General features: G+C 54.5%; 18 protein-coding genes. 7 read left to right on the top strand and 11 right to left on the bottom strand.

Annotation, left to right across the window (positions count from 1 at the left end; all coding sequences use genetic code 11):
* Positions 1–52: 52 nt before the first annotated feature.
* The 5 genes from EDC28_RS14285 to EDC28_RS14265 all read right to left on the bottom strand — a co-directional run bounded on the left by EDC28_RS14285 (position 53) and on the right by EDC28_RS14265 (position 3,204).
* A complete protein-coding gene (locus tag EDC28_RS14285; RefSeq protein ID WP_123422051.1) occupies positions 53–238 on the bottom strand; it encodes a CsbD family protein in 186 nt (61 codons plus the stop codon).
* 9 nt (positions 239–247) lie between these two features.
* Complete coding sequence (locus EDC28_RS14280) at positions 248–424, bottom strand: DUF1328 family protein (RefSeq protein WP_083445931.1); 177 nt, start codon at positions 422–424, stop codon at positions 248–250.
* A gap of 252 nt (positions 425–676) precedes the next feature.
* Positions 677–2,002 (bottom strand): sigma-54-dependent transcriptional regulator, encoded by a 1,326-nt coding sequence (locus tag EDC28_RS14275; RefSeq protein WP_050659784.1) that lies wholly within the window; start codon positions 2,000–2,002, stop codon positions 677–679.
* A gap of 174 nt (positions 2,003–2,176) precedes the next feature.
* On the bottom strand, positions 2,177–2,632 hold the full coding sequence (locus EDC28_RS14270) for a ferritin-like domain-containing protein (RefSeq protein WP_050659785.1): 456 nt from the start codon (positions 2,630–2,632) through the stop codon (positions 2,177–2,179).
* Positions 2,633–2,643: 11 nt separating this feature from the next.
* A complete protein-coding gene (locus EDC28_RS14265; RefSeq protein WP_050659786.1) occupies positions 2,644–3,204 on the bottom strand; it encodes a BON domain-containing protein in 561 nt (186 codons plus the stop codon).
* Between the two features lie 252 nt (positions 3,205–3,456).
* On the opposite strand from EDC28_RS14265, the gene EDC28_RS14260 reads away from it, so the two are divergent.
* From EDC28_RS14260 to EDC28_RS14250, 3 genes are read left to right on the top strand one after another with little or no spacing between them, the layout of a single operon-like run.
* A complete protein-coding gene (locus EDC28_RS14260) occupies positions 3,457–4,113 on the top strand; it encodes a fumarylacetoacetate hydrolase family protein (RefSeq protein ID WP_123422050.1) in 657 nt (218 codons plus the stop codon).
* Positions 4,091–4,486, top strand: coding sequence for a gamma-glutamylcyclotransferase family protein (locus EDC28_RS14255; RefSeq protein ID WP_123422049.1), 396 nt, complete (start codon positions 4,091–4,093; stop codon positions 4,484–4,486). The genes EDC28_RS14260 and EDC28_RS14255 overlap by 23 nt, the downstream gene beginning before the upstream one ends.
* Before the next feature lie 60 nt (positions 4,487–4,546).
* A complete protein-coding gene (locus EDC28_RS14250) occupies positions 4,547–6,436 on the top strand; it encodes a S9 family peptidase (RefSeq protein WP_123422048.1) in 1,890 nt (629 codons plus the stop codon).
* Here the strand turns inward: EDC28_RS14250 and EDC28_RS14245 are convergent.
* The gene (locus EDC28_RS14245) at positions 6,433–8,004 is read right to left on the bottom strand and encodes a sensor domain-containing diguanylate cyclase (RefSeq protein ID WP_123422047.1); all 1,572 of its coding nucleotides are present in this window, start codon (positions 8,002–8,004) and stop codon (positions 6,433–6,435) included. The two genes, EDC28_RS14250 and EDC28_RS14245, sit on opposite strands and share 4 nt — an antisense overlap.
* Positions 8,005–8,101: 97 nt before the next feature.
* Positions 8,102–8,764: a hypothetical protein gene (locus EDC28_RS14240; protein WP_050659791.1), complete on the bottom strand. Its 663-nt coding sequence runs from the start codon at positions 8,762–8,764 to the stop codon at positions 8,102–8,104.
* A gap of 217 nt (positions 8,765–8,981) precedes the next feature.
* On the opposite strand from EDC28_RS14240, the gene EDC28_RS14235 reads away from it, so the two are divergent.
* The 4 genes from EDC28_RS14235 to EDC28_RS14215 all read left to right on the top strand — a co-directional run bounded on the left by EDC28_RS14235 (position 8,982) and on the right by EDC28_RS14215 (position 17,353).
* Positions 8,982–10,478 (top strand): phospholipase D family protein, encoded by a 1,497-nt coding sequence (locus EDC28_RS14235; protein WP_050659792.1) that lies wholly within the window; start codon positions 8,982–8,984, stop codon positions 10,476–10,478.
* 108 nt (positions 10,479–10,586) lie between these two features.
* Positions 10,587–12,470 carry a CocE/NonD family hydrolase gene (locus EDC28_RS14230; protein ID WP_123422046.1) on the top strand — a complete coding sequence of 628 codons (1,884 nt, stop codon included), beginning with the start codon at positions 10,587–10,589 and terminating at the stop codon, positions 12,468–12,470.
* A gap of 839 nt (positions 12,471–13,309) precedes the next feature.
* Positions 13,310–16,348 carry a di-heme oxidoredictase family protein gene (locus EDC28_RS14225; RefSeq protein WP_244946597.1) on the top strand — a complete coding sequence of 1,013 codons (3,039 nt, stop codon included), beginning with the start codon at positions 13,310–13,312 and terminating at the stop codon, positions 16,346–16,348.
* Between the two features lie 480 nt (positions 16,349–16,828).
* Positions 16,829–17,353 carry a hypothetical protein gene (locus tag EDC28_RS14215; protein WP_123422044.1) on the top strand — a complete coding sequence of 175 codons (525 nt, stop codon included), beginning with the start codon at positions 16,829–16,831 and terminating at the stop codon, positions 17,351–17,353.
* Positions 17,354–17,910: 557 nt separating this feature from the next.
* Here EDC28_RS14215 and EDC28_RS14210 read toward each other — a convergent pair.
* The 4 genes from EDC28_RS14210 to EDC28_RS14190 all read right to left on the bottom strand — a co-directional run bounded on the left by EDC28_RS14210 (position 17,911) and on the right by EDC28_RS14190 (position 21,228).
* Positions 17,911–18,429 (bottom strand): SMI1/KNR4 family protein, encoded by a 519-nt coding sequence (locus EDC28_RS14210; RefSeq protein ID WP_170164133.1) that lies wholly within the window; start codon positions 18,427–18,429, stop codon positions 17,911–17,913.
* 130 nt (positions 18,430–18,559) lie between these two features.
* Complete coding sequence (locus EDC28_RS14205) at positions 18,560–19,075, bottom strand: DUF6438 domain-containing protein (RefSeq protein ID WP_123422042.1); 516 nt, start codon at positions 19,073–19,075, stop codon at positions 18,560–18,562.
* Positions 19,076–20,305: 1,230 nt separating this feature from the next.
* A complete protein-coding gene (locus EDC28_RS14195) occupies positions 20,306–20,884 on the bottom strand; it encodes a type II toxin-antitoxin system VapC family toxin (protein WP_123422040.1) in 579 nt (192 codons plus the stop codon).
* Positions 20,885–20,889: 5 nt separating this feature from the next.
* A complete protein-coding gene (locus tag EDC28_RS14190) occupies positions 20,890–21,228 on the bottom strand; it encodes an STAS-like domain-containing protein (RefSeq protein ID WP_123422039.1) in 339 nt (112 codons plus the stop codon).
* Between the last annotated feature and the right edge of the window lie 3 nt (positions 21,229–21,231).

Below are 21,231 nucleotides of genomic sequence, written 5' to 3'. Positions count from 1 at the left end.
AGGGCTGAGCAGCGATTAAAAAACCCGGCCTTGGCCGGGTTTTTACTTTGCGTCAGAGTTTATCCAAGGCTTTTTCGGCCTCTTCTCTGGCCATGCCGTAATGGGTTTGCAGCAGGCCAATCAGCTTTTCGGTGTGGCCTTCGGCCTGTTCCAGCTCGTCGTCGGTTAGCTTGCCCCAGCGGGCTTTGACTTTACCTTTAAACTGCAACCACTTGCCTTGTGCAATATCGCGGTTCATCACGTCCTCCTAAAGCCTTGGGCTGCCGCCACGAACCAGATGCACCAGCAGGGAAATCACCAGCAACACCACAAACACAAAGAACAAGACCTTGGCGATACCGGCAGCGGCGCCGGCGATACCACCAAAACCCAAGGCGGCGGCAATCAAAGCGACAATCAGAAATATCAGTGCCCAGCGTAACATGCGTCCTCCTGAAGTTAGGGTTCATCCTGACTATCGCAGTATCCGTGCCAACTCGTAATGCAATGAAAATAAAGGCTTTTTAATTTTAAAGCTTTGATGCGCCGGGCAAAAAACTCAGGGTGGCCATGAAAATTCTACCGGCAGCTTTGTATCTGGCCGTGAAGGCGGCGAGAGGGCCTAATGATAAAGGCCAGGGCTAATCCTGGCCTTTTTGTGAGTGCGCGGCGTAAAAAAGGAGGCCAGAGGCCTCCCTTATTGCCATTCTTCTTCGCCCTCGCGGTATTTTTCCAGCTTGTTGTAGAGGGTTTTTACGCTCACCCCCAGCTGCTGCGCGGCCTGGGTTTTATTTTGCTGGCAGGCTTCCAGGGTGGCGAGGATCAAGGAGCGCTCGGCGTCCCGTAAGGTGGTGCCGGGGGCAATGTCCTCGGTGGCGAGGGGCTTTTCGGTGAGATCCGGCAGCTCTCCCAGGCCAATCTCGTTAACGGCCAAAATATGGGCCCGCTCGATGCAATGCTTGAGTTGGCGCACGTTGCCTGGCCAGGAATACTGGGCGATGGCGTCGATGGCGCCTTGGGTAAAGGCCTTGTCGGTGCCGGTTTCAACGTTGCGATAGGCCAGAAAATGCCGGGCCAGCTCGACAATGTCGTCGTCGCGCTGGCGAAGGGGCGGCAGTTGGATGGGAAAGTGGGCCAGGCGAAAGTAGAGATCTTCACGCAAAAAGCCGCCGTCTATGGCCTCGTCGGGGCTGCGGTTGGTGGCGGCAATAATGCGCACCTTGGTATATTGCACCTTGTCGCTGCCCACCCGGCGGAACTCGCCGGTTTCCAGCACCCGCAGCAGCTTGCTTTGCAGCTCCAGCGGCATCTCGGTGATCTCGTCCAAAAAGAGGGTGCCTGCGGCGCCCCGCTCGAAAAAGCCACTGTGGTCCTTCAATGCGCCGGTAAAGGCCCCTTTGACATGGCCAAACAGTTCGCTCTCTACCAGCTCGGCTGAGAGGGCAGCGCAGTTTACTGCCACAAAAGGCTCGGCGGCGCGCTGGCTTTGCTGGTGAATTGTGCGGGCGGCCAGTTCCTTACCGCTGCCGCTTTCCCCCACCAACAGCACATTGGCGTCGGTACGGGATACCCGGCGGATCAGCCGGTACAGCCGGCGCATCACCTCGCTTGAGCCCAGCAGCAGGCCATATTGGTCGAGGTTAGAGCGAAGGGGGGCCTGGGCGCAGCTGCTACTTTGCTCGGCCAGTTCATCGCGAAACTCGGCCAACACCTGTTGCAGATGGTCCAGATCCAAGGGTTTACGAAAGTGGTAGGCCACGCCCCGGCGCATCAGTTTGTCGAGCCAGGGGTTGGGGGTGCCGTCGCTTACCAATAGCCAGTCGGCCTGGTGGGCCAGGGGGTGCTGGCGATACTCGCGGTAGTCTTGCTCGCCAAAGTGGCTTGGGCCGTAAACGACGAGGTCAGCCCGGAAGGGCTCGTGAAGAGTCGTGCTTTGGGTCAGCTGGTAACCGGCCTGGGTGAGGGGAGTGGCCAATTGCTGGGCCAGGGCCAGATCATCGGTAACAAGGTGCAGACGAGCCATATCCGAGTCCTCTTCCGTGTTGGTGGTCCAGTACAGCAGAGGCTGGATGATCCCGAGATTAACTAGATACTTAACTATCACTTAAGGCCAAGCTGGTTCAGCCTCGCCTCACTCTTGGTATGGAACGGGCAACAAAAAGCGCAGCCTTGGCTGCGCTTTTTAATGGGGCGACACTCAATGTTTGTGGGCTTGCAAGCCGTCCTTGATGGCCTTCATCCGGTCGTGAGCCAACTGGATGGTGGCCAGGCAATCTGCCACCTCTTGGGCCAGGGGCCGGCTTTGCAGCTCCCTGACCCCATCGCGGAACCGGCGCAGGGCGCGGTTCTCGGCTTCTTCAAGCTGGGCAACGTACTGGTATTGCGGGTCGTTGCTCAGCTGGGCGCGAAGGTCGGTGTAAACAGCCTGCATGCTGCCTGCCAGGGTGCCGCCGCGGTCCGGTGTTTCACCCAAGGCCTCTACCTGTTTGCTCAGGTCGCGGACAATGTCCGCCCGGGCCAGGGCCATGTCGCGAAACAGGGACTGCAAGTCGCTGTCGTCGACCTGGCGGGCAGCGTACTGGTAAAACTGCCGTCCGTCTTGGCAGACGGCAATTAAATCCTGTACCAGCCGTGAGTCATGGGTACCGAACATCGAGATACCCGTTACTCGCTGACCTTGAGGTTATCTTTGACGTCGGAGACGTTGTCATAACCTTTGGCCATTTCGATGGCGAGATCGTGCGCTGCGTCGTTTTTCACCTCACCGGTGAGGGTCACCACGCCGTTGTCGGTGTCGACGTCAATATCCATGGCGCTCAGTTCACTGCTGGCGGCGTACTTCATGTTCAGGCCAGCGGTGATGGTGGCGTCATGCCAGGCGCGCGAGAAGTTCTTGCTGGTCTTGTCAGGCTCGCCTTTGTAGTCCTTCTTGACGGTCAACTTGTTGTTGACGTCGGACACGCCATCGACGTTTTTGGCGATCTGCCCGGCGAGATCTTTCTCAACGTCGCTGGAGACGGTACCGCTCAAGGTGGCCACACCGTGGGACACCTCGGTGTCGATGGTGAAGTTGTTGAGCTCGGTGTTGAGCATCAACGCGGTTTCCAGTTTGCCGTCCAGCCAGGCGTCTTTGGCATCCCCTTTCCAGTTATTGGCTGCCATGGCCGGGGCGCTGGCAAGGGCGGTCAGGGTCAGGGCGGTCAGTACGGTTTTGTTAAAACGCATAAGTTCCTCCTTGGGACTGGGTAAGCGTTGTCGCTTTAACTAGTGCGAGCACCGTGCCAACTTTTAAATCCTTTTTATTTCAAGTGTTTATTGATTTTCTGTTTTGCCGGCGCCCATGCCAGCCTGTAAAAATTACCGGCTTCTGGGTAAGGGCTTCCCGGCCCCATACCGGGGCGACAGCCAGCGTTCAGCCACCTTGTACCGGCTGCGACGCCGTAGTAAAACAGCTGCTTACTCAATGGAGGTCACAAGATGCAGTTGAAGTGGAATTCCGGTGAGCCCCTGGCCTGGCCCAGAGGAAAAGTGGTCTGTGTGGGCCGTAATTACGCCGAGCACGCCAAAGAACTGGGCAACGCCGTGCCCGAGCGGCCGCTGCTGTTTATGAAACCGGCTACCGCCCTGGTACCGGCCGAAGGTGGCTTTAGCATCGACGAGAGCCGTGGCCAGGTGCACTACGAGTGCGAACTGGCGGTACTGGTGGGCAAACCCCTTACCAAGGCCAGCGCTGCCGAAGCGGCCGATGCCATTGCCGGCTTTGGCCTGGCCCTGGATTTGACCCTGCGTGACCTGCAAAGCGAGCTTAAAGAAAAAGGCCACCCCTGGGAGCTGGCCAAGGCTTTCGATGGCTCCTGCGTGGTTACTTCCCTGGTGGGCCCCGAGGGTTTTGACGACCTTGGCGCCGTGCATTACCAGTTCTTCCAAAACGGTGAACTGCGCCAAGACGGCCACAGCAGCCAGATGATCACCCCCATCACCGAGCTGCTGGCGCTGATCAGCACCACCTTTACCCTGGAGCCGGGCGACCTGGTGCTGACCGGCACCCCCAAAGGGGTCGGCGTGCTGCAAAAAGGCGACACCCTGCGCCTGGTGCTGGAAGACAAGCTGGATGTCACCACCCAGGTGGGCTGAGCTGCCGGTTTTTGTCTACGGCACCTTGCGCCGGCAAAGCCCTCATCCCCTGGCCCGGCGGCTGGCGGATGAGGGCCGTTATCTTGGAGAAGCGCGCTGCCAAGGCCAGCTTTACCGAGTGGCCCATTACCCCGGTTGGGTACCAGGGCCTGGCTGGGTAACAGGGGAGCTGTACCGGTTAAGCCCGGCGCTGCTGGCGGCGCTGGATAGCTATGAAGAGTGCGGCCCGGGTTTTAGCGAGCCCTGGGAATACCGGCGCGAGCGCCATCAGGTGTGGCTGGGGAAAGAGGCGCTTTTGGCCTTTATCTATCGCTACAACAGGCCAACCGGCTCCTTGACGCTGCTAGGCAGTGGAGATTTTTTCCTTACTTGACAACTTGTTAGCTCTCTACCAACTTTCAATGGCTGCCATGGCCAGAAAAAGGAGAGCCGGATGCGCCTTATCTACCTGACCCTGCTGGGGCTGGCCTTAACCGCCTGCGACAGCAAACCGCCCGCCCCCCAAACTCCCCGTTATGACGCCAAGGCGTTTTTCGATACCGTCAATTACCGGGGGCTGTCGTTGTCTCACGACGGCCAGCAGGTGCTGGTCAGCAGCGATATCAGCGGCATCTTCAATGTATTTGCCATCCCGGTGCAGGGCGGCAGCCCAAGGGAGCTGACCGATAACCCCGGCTCCACCTTTGCGGTGAGCTGGTTTCCTAACGACGAGCGGTTTCTCTATACCCGCGACGACGGCGGCAACGAGATTTATCACCTTTTTGTGGCCGATGACGCCGGCCAGCACGACCTCATCCCCGACCCTAACGCCCGCGCCCAGTTCCTGGCCTTCAACCAAGACGGCACCGCTTTTTACCTGCTCAGCAACGAGCGCAATCCCAAGCTGATGGACCTCTACCGCTACGACGCCACCACCTACCAGCGCCAGCGGCTATTCAACAACGACCAGGCCTTTGAGATTGGCGCCATCAGCCGCGACGGCCGCTTTTTGGCCCTGGACAGGGTCAACAACAACAGCGACACCGACCTTTACCTGGTCGACCTGCAAGCTGCCGACAAAACCCCGGTACTGATAGGGGACTTACCCGGCGAGAACGCCAATTTTCGCGGCCTCACCTTTGGCCCCGAAGGGCATTTTTTGTATTTCGCCACCGATGCCTACGGCAACTTCAATCAGGTGTGGTCCCACCATCTGGCCACCGGCACCCAGGAAAAGGTGGCTGGCAGCGACTGGGACGTCAGCGGCTTTGCCTTCTCGCCCTCGGGCCAGTACCGGGTGGGATCGGTCAACGCGGATGGCCGTACCGAGCTTACGGTCAGCAATGCCCGCACCGGCAAGGCCCTGGTGCTGCCCGAGCTGCCCCCCGGCGACATTACCGGCGTCAACTTCAGCGACGACGACGCCACCATGGTCTTTTACCTGTCCAGCGACACCAGCCCAGCCAACCTCTACGCCCTGGATTTAAAGAGCGGCCAGGCCCGCGCGCTCACTTCGGCCTTGAACCCGGCTATTGATGCCGGGCAGCTGGTTACTGCCCAGGTGGTGCGCTACCCGAGCTTTGACCAGTTGCAGATCCCGGCCTTGCTGTACCGGCCCAAAGGCGCCTCAGCCGAGGACCCGGCGCCGGTTATCGTCTGGGTACATGGTGGCCCCGGTGGCCAGAGCCGCCATGGCTACAACGCCACCTTGCAGCATCTGGTCAACCACGGTTACGGGGTGCTGGCGGTCAACAACAGGGGCTCGTCGGGGTACGGCAAACCGTTTTTTCACCTGGACGACAGGCGCCACGGCGAGGACGACCTGAGGGATCTGGTCGAGGCCAAAGGCTACCTGCAAAGCCTGCCTTGGGTGGATAAAGACCGTATTGGCATCATGGGTGGCAGTTATGGCGGCTACCTGACAGTGGCGGCCCTGGCTTTTCACCCCGATGTGTTTGCCGCCGGGGTGGATATTTTTGGGGTCACCAACTGGCCGCGCACCTTGAGCGCCATTCCGCCCTGGTGGGAGAGCTTTAAATCCTACCTGTACGCAGAGATGGGCGACCCGGCCACAGACGGCGAGCGGCTGCGGCGTATCTCGCCGCTCTTTCACGCCAGCAATATCAACAAACCGCTGCTGGTGGTGCAGGGCCTTAACGATCCGCGAGTCTTGCCGGTGGAAAGCCAGGAGCTGGTGGCGGCGGTGAAGAAAAACGGCGTGGCGGTGCAGTATCTGGAGTTTATTGATGAGGGCCACGGCTTTACCAAAAAGCTCAACCGCATTGCCGCTTCTGAGGCGTACCTGCGGTTTTTAGATACCTATCTGAAGGGGCAGCAGCACTAGTCGCCGGGGAAGCGGTAAAAGCACACCCGGCCCTTGCCCTGGGATTTGGCGGTATAAAGTGCCTGGTCGGCCAGCGACACCACGGTTTTGGGGTCGTCGTTGTCCTTGGGCCAATAGGCGCCGCCGATACTGCAACCCACCAGCAGCGAGCCCCATTGGCTTTCCATGGGCTCGTTTACCGCCGCCAGGATGCGCTCGGCCACTTGCACCGGTTGGGTGTGAGGGCCCAGTTGCAGCACCACCAGGAATTCGTCGCCCCCCAGCCGCACCGCCAAGTCGCCGTCGCGGGTGTTATGAATAAGCCGCTCTGCCACCTCCTTTAATACCAAGTCGCCAGCCTGGTGGCCGAAGTTGTCGTTAATGGCCTTAAAGCCGTCGAGATCCAGGTACAAAAATACCAGCGGGTCGACCTGGCCCTGCATAAAGCGCAGCAGGGCGGCGCGGTTGGGCAGGCCGGTGAGGGTGTCTTTGAGCGCCAGGGTTTCCATTACCCCCAGCGCCGACTGGTGCTTGCTGAGGTTGGTCACCATGTCGCACAGGGAATCGCTGAGCATTTGCAGCTCCCACACTCCTGTCACTTTGGGAATGGAGGCCGGAATGCCGGCGCTAAGGCGATTGGCGGCCCGGGCGATACGGGTGATGGGCCGGCTTATCCTCCCTGACAACCACCAGCCGAGGCCGGCAGCCAGCAGACTGGCCAGCACCGTCATCCCCAATAGCCGCAGCAGCAGCGGCGACATCTGCTCGGCTATCTCCGCCACCGGTTGGCGCAGCAGCACCTGCCAGCCTGGCGAGTGGTAGTGGCTGGTGGTCAGGGCATATAAAAAGGCCTGGCCCTGGTCGTCGTGAAAGCGCTGCCAGCCACGTTTTTTAAGCGCGGCCAGTTGCTGGCCGTCAATCAAATCCCCCAGCTGAGCGCCGCTGCCCACCATTACCACTCCGGCCTTATCCAGCAGTAGGGGCTCGATGCTGGCGCTGTCTTGGCGGGGCAGGGCCAGGGCCTGCTCGATAACCTTGGCCCAGTCCCAGGAGAACTGACCGGCAAGGATGGCCAGGGTTTGCTGGTCGGGGCCGCGAATGGCCATGGTCAGGCCAGCCTGCAAGTAGGGGTGGGCCTGGCGGCTGGGCCAGGCCGGGTTGACTACCGGTACCGGTTTGTTGGCATCGCCCGGCAGGTGCAATAGGTCAAGCCCGGTCAGGGTTTGGCCCACCAGCCAGGGATCGGTGGCGTAGAGCACCTTACCCTCGGCATCCAGCAGGCCAATCCAATCCAGGTTTTGCGAAAAGCGCTCGACGTTATCAAAAAACGCCACCACCGCGTCGCCATCGATGGGTGGGCGGAACAGGGGCAGGCTGGCGGCGCCTTCAAAAAACTGCAGGCGCTTTTCCATGTCCATATCCAGCTGGTTCATCAGAATGCGGGCATTCTGGGTAAGCAGGTGCCCGGAGAGGGTGCGAACGTCGTCCTTGGTTTGGATGATGGTAAAGAAGGTGAAAACCCAGGAAATACAGATGGCGACCAAGGCAATGCCCACTGCTATCTGTACGCGAAGACTGGTGTGCCGCATAGCCAGGCCCCTAACAACGTGCGTGTTAAAGGATTGTAAGCCATGGGCAAAAAGGTGGTGGGGCCGGGCAATAAAAAAGGGCCCGCAGGCCCTTTACTCAGTTCTGGTAGTCGCCTCTGAGCGATTGCACCAGCGGCTGCATGAAGCTGTGTACTTCTTCGTTGAGCGCGGCGTCGTTTACCGAAGCCAGGCCGTTGTTGACGTCTACCCAGGCCAGGGCTTCGCGTTGCTGCCACAGCGGCATGTATACGCGGGTGCGCAGTAAGGTCAGGCTGGCGGTGACGTTGGCATCTTTGGGGGCCTCAAACCAGCGGGTGTTGCCCATGCTGTCTTTAAGATCCACCACCGCTACGGCGTGAACGCCAAGGGAATAGGCCACTTTGGCCAGGATCTGGTTGATCTCGTCTTCGCTCATGCTGTTGAGATCCAGCGACACTTTCATGTCGCGCATCTGCTTGGCGAAGGTGGCAGGGCCCACCAGGCGGTAACGGGTATCCTCGGCCAGCAGTTCGGTGGTCTGGCCGACAATGCTTTGATAAAGGCGCTGGTTTTCCGGGGAGGTGTTCACCAAAAAGGCAGACAAGTCGGCCACGGCAATGCTTTGTACCCGGTGCAGAACGTCGGATTTGACGGGGCTTTCTTCCAGTTTGTCCTGGGTGACAACCACGTCGAACTGGGGCTTGCTCTTATCTTTGCCCGAGGTCTGCACGCAGCCGGACATCAGAAGTGTAAGGGCGACAAGGAAGAGCGCTTTTTGCATGATCCACTCCTTTGGATACTGAGCGTTATTTGAGCGGGGGGACAATATCAAAACCGCCGCCAGAGTTCCACTACCGGCGCAGCATGGCCGCAGCAGCCTCATCTAGGGTGACCTGAAGTACTTTAAGGGAAAATGAACAAGCCCTTGGTTGTTTATGTTATATCTCATGCACTTGGAATAATGGGCCCGGTAACGGCGGCAACTGGGAGGCGGTGGCATGAGTGGTCTGCGTTGGTGGCTGACATCCTTGTCGCTGCTGGTGGCCGGTGCCATTAACCGGGTGCCCCGTTTTGCCCGCGAGCCCTCTTATCGCCTGCCGGTGCCAGCGGGCACGCCCTGGCAGCAGCGCCTGGGAACCGGAGTGCGGCTGCTGTGGGACAACAAAGATGCCCTGGCCACCCGCCTGGCACTGATCCAAAACGCCAAAGCCAGCATCGATGCCCAGTATTACCAGTGGCGGGCCGACACCTCCGGCAAGTTGCTGCTGGCGGCGGTGCTGGACGCCGCCGAGCGCGGGGTGAGGGTGCGGCTGCTGATTGACGACGTCCACACCGACGACGACCCCCTCATTGCCCGCCTTAATGTGCACCAGAATGTGTCTATTCGCCTCTTTAACCCCTTTGGTAGCCGGGTGCTTACCCCCATCACCCGGCCCCTGGAATGGCTGTGGGATTTTTCCCGCGCCAACCACCGCATGCACAACAAGGCGCTGATCGTCGATGGCGAACTGGTGGTGCTGGGGGGGCGCAACGTGGGGGACGAATACTTCGGGCTGCACCCCAGGCGCAACTTTCTGGACATGGACCTGCTGGCGGTGGGCCCGATAGCCGAAGACGTGGCCGAAGCCTTTGACCTTTTCTACAACGCCCAGTGGGCGGTACCGGTTTCCCGGCTCATTTCATTGCGGCCGTTAAAGCGCGAGGCGCGCCAGGCCTTTAAAAACCTCAAAGCCTTCTGGGACAGGCCCCAGTGCCAGGCGCTGCTGGCCAGCCTGCCAAGGGATGTGCTGGAGCAACCCTTGCATCCGGCTGGCATGGAGGTGCTGTTCGACCCGCCATCCAAGGTGCATCCCTTGCGCAAGCAGCGGCGCCGGGCCGGCTCGCGCACGGCTATTGCCCTGGGCCGCCTGGCCAGAGAAACCCGCCACGAGCTGCTGGTGGTGAGCCCCTATCTGGTGCCGTCAGGGGAGATCTTGGGGCAGATGGGCCAGTTAAAGGGCGCTGGCGCCCAGGTGCGCATCCTCACCAACAGCCTGGCCGCCAACGACGTGGTGATCGCCCACAGCGGTTACGCCGCCCAGCGCCATGCCATGCTGGCCACCGGTATCGAGCTTTTCGAGCTGGCCAGCGACGCTGACCTGCCTGGCGGCCAGGAAGCGGGCAGCCAGTCTGGCCTGCATGCCAAGCTTATCGCCTACGACAAACGCCGGCTCTTTGTGGGCACCTTCAACCTCGACCCGCGCTCGATATTCATCAACACCGAGATGGGCCTGCTGCTGGACTGCCCAGCTATTGTTGCCGAGCTTGAGGCGCAGCTCGCCCCTTATGTGGGCGGCGGCCAGAGCTGGCAACCGGGGTTTAGCGGCTCGGCGCTGCTGTGGCGCCGCAGCCATCAAGGAGAGCAGTGGAGCGCCTCGGTGGAGCCCCAGGCAAGCCTTTGGCGCCGCTTTTTGGCGCGGGTACTATCCTGGCTGCCGGTGCGCAGCCAGCTCTAGCCAAATCTGCAACCCCCTTTCGCCCTGCTTGGCTCGCCCTCTGCCTAACGAAGCTTGTGCCGGCTCGCCAAGCCCGGTAAAAAAGCAGCACAACTATAAGGAGATGACATGAAAAATCTGTTCACCCGGGGCGCCCTTGCCTTGCTTGGCACCGCCTTGCTGACCAGCATGGCCTGGGCCGACGAAACCGCTGCCGACAAAGAGCGGGCCGACTACATTCGCAGCCATTACGCCAAGTACGAATACCAAATTCCCATGCGCGACGGCACCAAGCTCTTTACCTCCGTCTACGTGCCGTACGACCACTCCAAGAAATACCCGATGCTGATGCAGCGCACCCCCTACACGGTGTCGCCCTACGGCCTCGATCAGTACAAAACCCGCCTGGGCCCAAGCGAGAGCTTTGAAAAAGCCGGTTATATCTTCGTGTTCCAAGACGTGCGCGGTAAGTTCATGTCTGAAGGCACCTTCGTGAACATGCGCCCCCAGGACGCCGGCGAGAAAGGCGGCAAAGCCGTTGACGACGCCACCGACGCCTACGACACCATCGACTGGTTGGTCAAACACGTGCCGGACAACAACGGCAAAGTGGGCCAGTGGGGCATTTCCTACCCCGGTTACTACACCTCGGTGTCGTCTATCAACGCCCACCCGGCCCTTAAGGCCATCTCGCCCCAGGCCCCCATCGCCGACTGGTTTTTTGACGATTTCCACCGTAACGGCGCCTTTGTCACCCCCATGGCGTTCTTGTTCTTCGACACCTTCGACAAGCCCCGCGACGGCACCATCAGCGCCTGGCCAGAAGGCCACAAGCTGCCAACGCCAGACGGCTACCAGTTCTTTAAAGACTTGGGCCCACACAGCAACGTCAACAAGGATTACTTCAAGAACGACCGCCCGTTCTGGAACGAAATCACCCAGCACCCCAACTACGACAGCTACTGGCAGGCCCGCAACGTGTTGCCGCACCTTGGCAACACCAAGCCCGCCACCCTGGTGGTAGGCGGCTGGTACGACACCGAGGATCTCTACGGGGCGCTGGCCACCTACGCCACCATGTCCCACAAAAACAACAAGGATAACGTGCGGCTGGTCATGGGCCCCTGGTTCCACGGCCAGTGGAACCGTGCCGACGGCTCCAGCCTTGGCGAAGCCCACTTCGGCTTTGACACCACCAAGTGGTACCAGGACAACATTCAGCTGCCGTTCTTCGAGCACTACCTCAAAGGCAAAGACGAGCCCGAACTGGCCCGTGCCACCGTCTTTGAAACCGGTGCCAACCGCTGGCGCACCTTCGACACCTGGCCGCCCAAGCATACCCAGCCCGAGACTCTCTATCTGGGCAGCAACCAGCAGCTGCTCAAGCAAAAAGACCCGGCCGGCGGCTTTAGCGATTACGTGTCTGACCCCAACAAACCGGTGCCACAATCCACCGCCATCAGCCGCGGCTGGGACCGTGAGTACATGACCGCCGACCAGCGCTTTGCCGCCCGTCGCCCCGATGTGCTGGTGTTTGACACCCCGGTTGCCAAAGACGACATGACCATCGCCGGCCAGCTGAACCTGGATCTGTGGTTCTCCACCGACCAAAGCGCCGCCGACATCATCGTCAAGCTGGTGGATGTGTTCCCCGGCACCGACGAAAACACCGGCCTAAAAGACGACGCCACCGGCAACCGCCACGAGTTGGTACGTTGGGGCGTGATGCGCGGGCGCTTCCGTGACAGCTTCTCCGATCCCAAACCCTTTGTGCCCGGCCAGCCCACCGAAGTGAAGTTCGCTCTTTACGACGTGCTGCACACCATCAAGCGCGGCCACAAGCTGGAGATCCAGGTACAAAGCAGCATGTTCCCCTTCCTGGATCTGAACCCCCAGAAGTACGTGCCCAATATCTTTGAAGCCAAAAAGAGCGACTACGTCCGCGCCACCCACAAGATTTACCACTCGGCCCAGTACCCGAGCTCGGTGAGTTTTAATGTGTTGAAAGATTGAGAGCGTTTGTTGCTGCAATAAAAAAGCCGCCTGAGGGCGGCTTTTTTTGTGGTGGCGTTGGCGAGGGTATGAATTTCGCTTTTCGGCTGGTTGTAAAGCCGGGACGACAAAAACCAACCCTGGCCTTTGCCCAAAGGGCCATTGCCGTTTTGCTCCGATGTTTAAACCGGCTCCTGAAAACTTTGTCGCCCGACGGGCGGCCTTAATTTAAAAACGATCATTTTTGTCTGAAAATGTATGCGGGCCGCCGAGGCAAAGCAGCATTCCAGGTGTTACGCGGCGTCCTTTCGGGGATCTTTGGTTAAATCAAATATTGCTTACCTTGCGTGGCGATTCCTTCTGGCCCGCAGGTTCTGTGCTCGCGCTTAGCAGCATCACCGCAGCGCTTTGATAGGCAAGCCTCACCCTGGCGGGGGAGTTATGGTCTTGGTTACTCAGGCTTTCTCTGGCCGTTGCCTTTTGCCTTTGCTCTTCGCGCGTTGGCGCCAATGTGCAAACTATCTATTTACATTCTGATCGCATTAGCTTTCGCTACCGGCAGTAAAGCGCGCTGCTTAAAGCGGACCCAAGGCGGGTAGCGTCGTTACCTATTGCACTGATTTGGATAAAGAAGTGGCTGACCCATATTGATGCTGGGTTTTTTCGCTTCAACAAACAATTTTTCATATCGCAGTCAATAAATGTAAAAGCCATGTCGCCAATATGAGTTAAGCATTCATGTCGTCTGGCGACGTAGCGGATTGCGAGGAGCATGAATACGCAGCGAATACCTGCGTCAATCATGGCAACTCATGGCCTTTTGAAAAGGGGTGCATAAACGCCTCTTAGGAAAAATCACAATGGAACTGCCTTTGCTCACCAATGATAAAACTCGCTTTCTCTTAATCACTCGCTGGGTTGTCATGTTGCCACTCCTTGGCACGCTGCTTGTTGGCTGCGGTGGCGGTGGTGGTGATGATGGCAGTACAGAGACGACACCCACACCACCTCCTGTTAGTGGTACCCCCGATCCTGAAGAACCGGGAGATACGCCGGTAACGCCGGTTCCGGAAGATGAAAACCAACCCACCTTGGAAGCGCCCACTCTCACCAGTGCGGTGCCGTTGCCCAAAGCCGGTGGCCCCTCATTACCACCGCCGCCGGATAGCTTGAGGCTGCCGGCAGATTTTGTGTTTAGCTCATCGCAACGTCAGTCCGCCATGAGCGCCGCGGCAGCAGCAACGGATGCGGCGGTGGTTACGCCTGTGCAAGCCAGCTCTTCTGGCGATGAGAACGACACCAATACTGCCGCAAAAGCCATCGATGGTGATTTACAAACCCGTTGGGAAAGCGCCTGGAGTAACGCGGCTGATCCTGACGCGGCGTGGCTGCAGTTTGATTTTGGCAGCAAGACCGCCATCGGTTACATGAAGTTGCAATGGGAACGCGCCCATGCAGCACAATATGCGGTGTATATCTCTGACGATGCCCAAACCTGGTATCAATTGCGTTATGTGGTCGACTCACAAGGGGAAACCGAGCAGTTTTACAACTTGGGTATCTACGCCCGTTATCTGCGTTTACAGGGGGTCACGCGGGCAACCCAGTATGGCTACTCCCTGTTTGAAGCCGAATTTCGCGCGCCAACTGCCGAGAATTCCCTGCCCACACTGCAAACCTCAGCCGTGTCTGTGCCGATGTCGGGTGCCGGGCTGACGCCACTGCCGCAGTTTGACGAGCCGATAGAGTCTACCCAGTTTTCCTTACCCGACGGCCGCTTGGTAACACGCTTTGGTATGGTGGGCCGCTCTCGCCATGCCCGTGAACGCGGTGAAGACTGGAACGAGATTGGCTATGGCGTGAATGACACCGTGGATGCGGCGGGTAATCCCCGCGACAAAGGTCCAGGGGCGCATCTTAATTTTGTGGCCAACTATTTTCAGTTTCGTACCTGGGGCGTGGAGATCATCGACGACAGCCATGTCGCCGGGGTGACCCATCCCAAGTTAGTGGTTAACCAATATTTTCAGGAACCGCAAAAAGGCGGCGGGCATGTCTTTGTTCGTGGCTTTGATAATCCCTATGTGACCGGTTATGGCTGGATGAGCCCGGGTGATTTGCTGGATGACTCCACCTATTTGACCGATGGCGCCCCCTGCCCGGTAGTGGCTAAACCCGCCAACGGTGTGTTGCTGCGTCCCGACAGCGGCTATGGCGGCGTAATGGGTGCCAACGACGGTTGCAGTGTGTTGTTTGATACCTTTCCGGGCCATCGCGACAATTCACCCGACGCCAACGGCGTTATGGTACCGAACGGTAAAACCATCGACGCCCGTCCGTTGGAAGTAGGCGATGTGTTGGAGTTTTCCAGCTCGTTTTTTACCACCCGCGAGATCATGGATTCCCTAGGCGACAGCCACGGTTATCGCTACTACACCAATGAGCTGACTTACGTCATGGGTGAAGGGTTGCGGCCTTGGTATGGGGTGCAACCACGGCTGAAAAACGCGCCGCTACCCAAGGAAACACTGCAAGGCGGCACGGGCTCTATTTCTTACGATTACGCCGATAATGCCGCCTTTATGTTCCAACAGCCGCAAACCACCATTGCCATGGAAAACATGCAACGCTTTGTGGAAGGGCGCCGTTGGATCCATACCAACCTGTGGACTGGCGAGCACAACGAGCCGGATAACGACCGCAACGATGCGGGCATGGCGTTGCAGGGGCCGCGCTTCAACCAGTCTTCCTGCTTTGGTTGCCACATCAACAATGGCCGCAGTGCAGCGCCAACGGTGATTAACCAGCGGCTCGATACCATGGCGGTACGCACCGCCGAGTCCACCGTCGATGGCACCTATTGGCCAGACCGCCATTACGGCCTCGCGGTACAGATGAACGCCCGCTCAGTAACCACCGGCGAAGCGCAAAATTGGGGCACGGGAGTTTGGCTGGCAGGGTTTGAGGATTCCTCAGCAACCCTGGCCGATGGCACCGTGGTGGCGCTGCGAAAACCCAAGGTAGCGTTCGAGGGGCCAACCCCTGCGGTCTATTCACTGCGGGCGGCGCAGCCGATGATCGGCATGGGGCTGCTCGAAGCCATCCCCGATGCCGAGATTTTATCTCGGGTGCGCACCAGCCCAGACGAAGATGGCGTGAAAGGCACCGCAAACTACGGCTATGACCCAGAAACAGGCGAAGTACATCTCGGCCGCTATGGCTGGAAGGCCGGCAAAGTCAGCTTGCGTCATCAAGTAACCAACGCGGCGTTGCTGGATATGTCGGTCACCTCACCGGTCTATCCCAACCGGCTGTGTTTGGCAGGCTCTGCCCACTGCAATGCCAGTGACGGGCTAGATATGGGGCTTTCTGCCGAAGCGGTCGAGCGCATGACCCAGTATTTGCAGCTCTTGGGCGTCCCGGCGCAGCGCAGCCTGGTCAGTGGTTTTCCCAAAGGCGTTACCCCCTTGCCGTACCTGGACGTAGACCCAGATGCGATAGCCAAAGGGGAGAAACTCTTTACCGATATCCGTTGCAGCAGTTGCCATGTGGTGGAGCTGCAAACCGGCAACACGTCAGAATTTGCCGAAGTGCGCAATCAGACGATAAAGCCCTACACCGACATGCTGTTGCACGATATGGGTGACGGGTTGGCCGATGGTTTTCAAGAAGGTTTGGCAACGGGCAGCATGTGGCGCACATCGCCGCTGTGGGGCATTGGCTACACCGAATATGTTGCGGCGGGCACCCCCGTGGGATATCTGCACGACAGCCGAGCACGCAGTCTGACCGAAGCCATTATGTGGCATGGTGGAGAAGCGCAAACCAGTAAACAGCGTTTTGCAGCGCTCAGTGCGCAAGAGCGCCAGCAATTGCTGAGCTTCTTAAAGTCGCTGTAAATAGCGGATCAAGGCCCCGGCCGCCTTAGGGTGGCCGGGGCTTTCTTTGTCAGACGGTACGTAGTCGGCCCATTGATAAAGGCTGCTCAAAGCTCCCACCGCACCACACTCACAGACCTTCGGCACCCGCTGATAGTCTCGCTCGCCTCTAATTTGCGTTTCTAACAGAAAAACACTGTGTCAGCGTGAAACCAGCATTGTCCAAAGCGTATTGAAGTGGCAAAGAGGACATTCCTCTGGCCCACTCTTTATGGTTACTCAGAAGATGAGTGTCCTGTATATGATGATATATGCAGCAGCTATTGGGCCAAAGTCAGATATTACCATTCTGGATGGAAATTTTCATTATCATAGGAATGTTAACTTCACCGCCATTGGATCCGCTGAATTTACGATTATGCATGAGCAAGGACATGGTAAAGGTATAATTTTGGAACATGAGGCGGATGGTTACGCGATAAAAAAATTGGGGTCATTCAAATGAAATTTTTAATTGCTGTGCTTTTTGTTTTTCCTGTTCTTTGTTTTGCAAGTACAGAGAAGTTAACCTTGCATGAGCTTATGAAGCATTCAGACGTTGCTGGAGTGCTGACCGTTGAGACTTATAAAGTTTTGGATAGTGGAAAAATTATCCTTAAAGGACGAGCTTCCAGCGTTTTTAAAGGGGAAATGGCTAGTGTAACAGTCGTAGTTCCCAAAGCGTCCGATGCTGATGCAGATGCCAAGAAGTACTTTTTTATTGGTAACTGTAATAGTTATGTGAAGAAAGGGGGCGTTTGCTCAGTTGTTAGCTCGCGTATAGGTGTGCAGACAATATTCCCATTTGACGAAGGCGGTGAACATATTCTCGCTAGTAGAGAAAGTTTTCTCACTACTAGAGATGGAAGTTTCTATATGCCAGATTCCTATGTAGATGCTTTCTTGGTGAAACATGGAAGAATATTTGCTTTTGTGAAATGGAGCGCTATTGTTGAGGCCGTTAAATCAGAAGTTGAAGGGAGATAATTTGGGGGTAAGTGGGGGAGGTCTAAAAAGGAGCAATCTAACAGAATCTAAGATGACACCCATCTTCTGATTTTCGAAATTTCAGTAAATCAGTGAGGCTTAGGGTGTGAAATAACCTTTAGCCTGGCAGGCTAAACTAATAACGGTTTGGCCAGCAGGAGGCGAGCATGTTAATAAGGTCAGCATGATGCTGACAGTGGAAAGAAAAGTAAAAAGGACACCCATCTAATCGTAAAAAAGAAAAGGACACCCATCCAATCATTAACCCTTTATGGCGACTAAAAAGAAGGGCGCTATTTTTTATATCAGTGACGATAAAAAATAAACAAAAATAAAAGGGACACCCGTCCCATCATGGCGCAATTGCCCCGCAAAAACTAGCCTTGAAAAACCTCTATTGATAAAGGCCCCGGCCATGACCCGTCCTCGTGCTGAACAGGTGTCGGTGAACGACACGCCCTACTATCGCTGCATTGCTCGCTGTGTACGTCGTGCTGCTCTCTGAGAAGTGGACTTTTGGTCACTCAGAAGATGAGTGCTCTTTTATTCTTGTTTTATTATTTTTGTTCAAAGATGACATTCCCATCATTGTCATATACTTGGCTGGATGGGATGAGTTTGCTAATAAAATCTGAAAAATCGCTAGCCAAAAAAAATGACAAAAGCTCGTCAGACTCAATGAAAATAATCTTTGGCTTATCGGGATTATCTCGGTAGTCAAAAGCTACCCATGTATGACCATCTCCGTCAAAAGCAATTACCTTTTCTGGTATTCCCCATTCATGGGCTGTTTTAGATTTATTAATTATGCCTTCACTGTTATTTAGATCAGCTGATATTCCAGCTACTGAGCCAACCGTCCAAAATCTCTCCCCAAGGTAGTAGATTAAATCTTCAGGAACATCATTTTCAATTAAAATCTGATGTTCTTCATGCAAGTAACCTCCATTCCAATCTTTCATTAGAGAAATATAGGATTGGGGAAACTTAACTCCCAATTCCTTTTCAATTTTACTGACTTCAGCATCATCAAATTTTTTATTTTCGGATGCCCATCCATTCACGTCTAATACCATATTCATCCACCTTTTTTTAGAGAACACTTGACCAGTGTTCTTCGAACAAAAAGGACGCCCATCTAATAATGGCGGATTCACCATGCAAAAACTAGCCTTGAGAAACGCCCCTATCACTGAATTACCACAGCTAATCCAACCATCTTACTTCGTTTAACAGCTGAGTCATTAATTGCTCTAATGCCCATAATGTCATTGGGCCAGTATTGGCGTAGTTCTTGATTATTTTTTGCTGAGACTGTGTTTTAACCATAGTGTAAACAGATGGCTGATCAGTAATGTCAACACTGTAAACGTCTTGCAGATCCATGAAGTCAATTTCATTAATGTAGGCAAGAATGTTTTCAAGTTGAGACCGTTTCAATTTACCGTTATGCTGGCCGAGCTTATCAACAAAGCCGTAGCCTTCGTAATAAACTGTACCATCCGTTTTTATTTTGAGCATGAATGCAGGGCAGTGTCCAAAGCAAGATGTTTTCTGAATACCAATCTCAGTGATACCAAAAGTGCTATATTCATTGCTCTTATAATGGGATTTGTCAAAAAAGGTTGGGGCTGTAACCCCACTTTCTTCATACAATGAAACTAAATCCTGAGCGCACAAGTTGCTGCACAAGAATAAAGTAAAAATGAGAAGTTTGCGCATGTATTACCTTGATAGCTCAGGTATGGAGTGCGGCGAGAAAAGAATAACGTACTCAAAAGATGGGTGTCGCCTGTTACTGCTGTCACTCCCGAAAATACAAAATAAAAAGTGTTATAAAGCCAACCCCATTCTATTTAAAATCACGTAGATGTTCTATTCTCTATATATCTTTCTCGGTATGACAACTACTTAATAACCATATGAAAAACAATGGAACCAAGTCGATGCCAACACCAAAGCCCAAGTTATTACCCAATAGAAATTGGAATGATGGACTGAATAGCGATGCTTTGATACCGATTCCATTTTGGATAACTACTACCAGATATATTAACCCAGAGTATGCGTAATAGATGGATCCAAAATTGAACCAGAATAACTGGGCAATCTGGTTAAAATACGACAATTGGAAACCAAGCCGCTTTCGCCTTAAGAGAAAGTAGCCTGCCAATCCATTGAGCGTTGAAGTCCCCAAGAATAATGCAAAGTTAAATAGTGTAAATTGCTGTAATAGGCTAGTGAATCCGGCGAAGATAAATCCAAGGCAAGTGATGATCTGAACCCATGCCAGAATTTTCAAGCGATTATTTACGGTTACAGTGATTTTCTCTTTTTCATGCTTTCGATATTGCTCAACTTCTTCTTTTCTTGACGAAAATTCTTTCAGCAGCTCCTGATATCGCTCTGGGTATTTATACTTATCAATGCTGCTTAAGCTTTCTTGCAATTCTTGTATTGAGTAACGCGAGTAGTCCAGGGCGGGATTATACTTTGTTAAAGTACACCTAAATTGAATTTTAACCCCTTAAATCAACATAAACTTGCAGTCAGGTATACGCCTTACTGGCTTTTTCCTAAAGCAAGTGTAGATACTGCATAGTTGTTACGAAATTTTACAAACTATGCTCGCGCCCTAGCGAGTAGTCCACTTAGTCATCCTTGGATGGTAACGTTGAAATTAATATGGAATCATAGGTATAAGATAAGGAATTTATTGTAAAATCACTCTGGAAATGGGGGACATGTTTTGGCGACACTCATATGCTTTCAGTAGTCGCTGATAATCTTGCTCGTCTTGGATTTGCGTTTTTAACGACAAAACGCGGTATCAGAGCGAAGAAAACACCCTTTAAGGCTGATTAATACTGCACAGGCGATGCATTGAGAAAATTGGACTTTGGTTACTCAGAAGATGGATTTTCTTTATATTTTACTCCATATATCTATGGTTCAACTAATTAACATGTTATTCGCCGTATAAAGCTCCAAGTCTAAGCTTTGGAAATCTCTATCATCAGTGATAATTTTACTTATTTGATACTCTGACATTGAGCGAATATAGAATGCGTCATAAGCATCCAGAGAATGAGCATTAAGTGTTTTTAAGGCGAAATCTGCTAAATCCGAATTAATTGTAAGCTCCAAAGCTTCAGACATAGATGTGATTTGAGCCCAGGAATTAGAAACTTCAAGCATAACTTTTTTTCTTTTTTCTTCTATGTCTCGAAAATCTTTTCGAGTTAGATTATGCAGGCGATGTGAATTTTTGTAGCTATTATACTCGGTTTTTTCAATGATATTTGTTAATTCCGATAATACTAGAGGGCTGTGATACAGCTTAGCACCTTTATCTAGAATCTTTTCTATAAAAAGAGGATACTTTTCAATCTGATATCTAACAGGATAATTTACCGGATTAATTTCATTTGATGCAGCGTAAGTAAACCAAAACCAGACATTGGTATCTACAAAAAACCTATCGCTATGATGAAGTTCAATGTTACGCTTAATGTCAAAAACTCTATTCATTCCTGTTACTCTTTTTCATGTTTATTAAGAGTATCCGACACCGTTTTATCTCCTCCATAAAACTGGAGAGCATTCTGAATAACCGCGTTTAATAGCCCAATTCCAACATCACTACAATTGGTTATCTTTAAGTTTCTTGTTAATCGGTCAATCGTGATATCATTCAGCAAAATTCCAATAGAAGCATTGAAAAATGGTGACGCATATAATAAAACACCAGAAAAATCTAATTCAATGAACTCATCATTCATCAAGCTTTTGTAAATAGCATCATGTAGCTTAGTGCCACTTTGCATAGATATAGCATTTTTACCTACCAAATCAAATACTTTTACTATTTTCATTGC

Origin of the sequence: Gallaecimonas pentaromativorans (genome assembly GCF_003751625.1) — a bacterium.
In the GTDB taxonomy this organism is placed as follows: Bacteria; Pseudomonadota; Gammaproteobacteria; order Enterobacterales; family Gallaecimonadaceae; genus Gallaecimonas; species Gallaecimonas pentaromativorans.
This window is presented reverse-complemented; position numbering and strand designations above follow the sequence as displayed.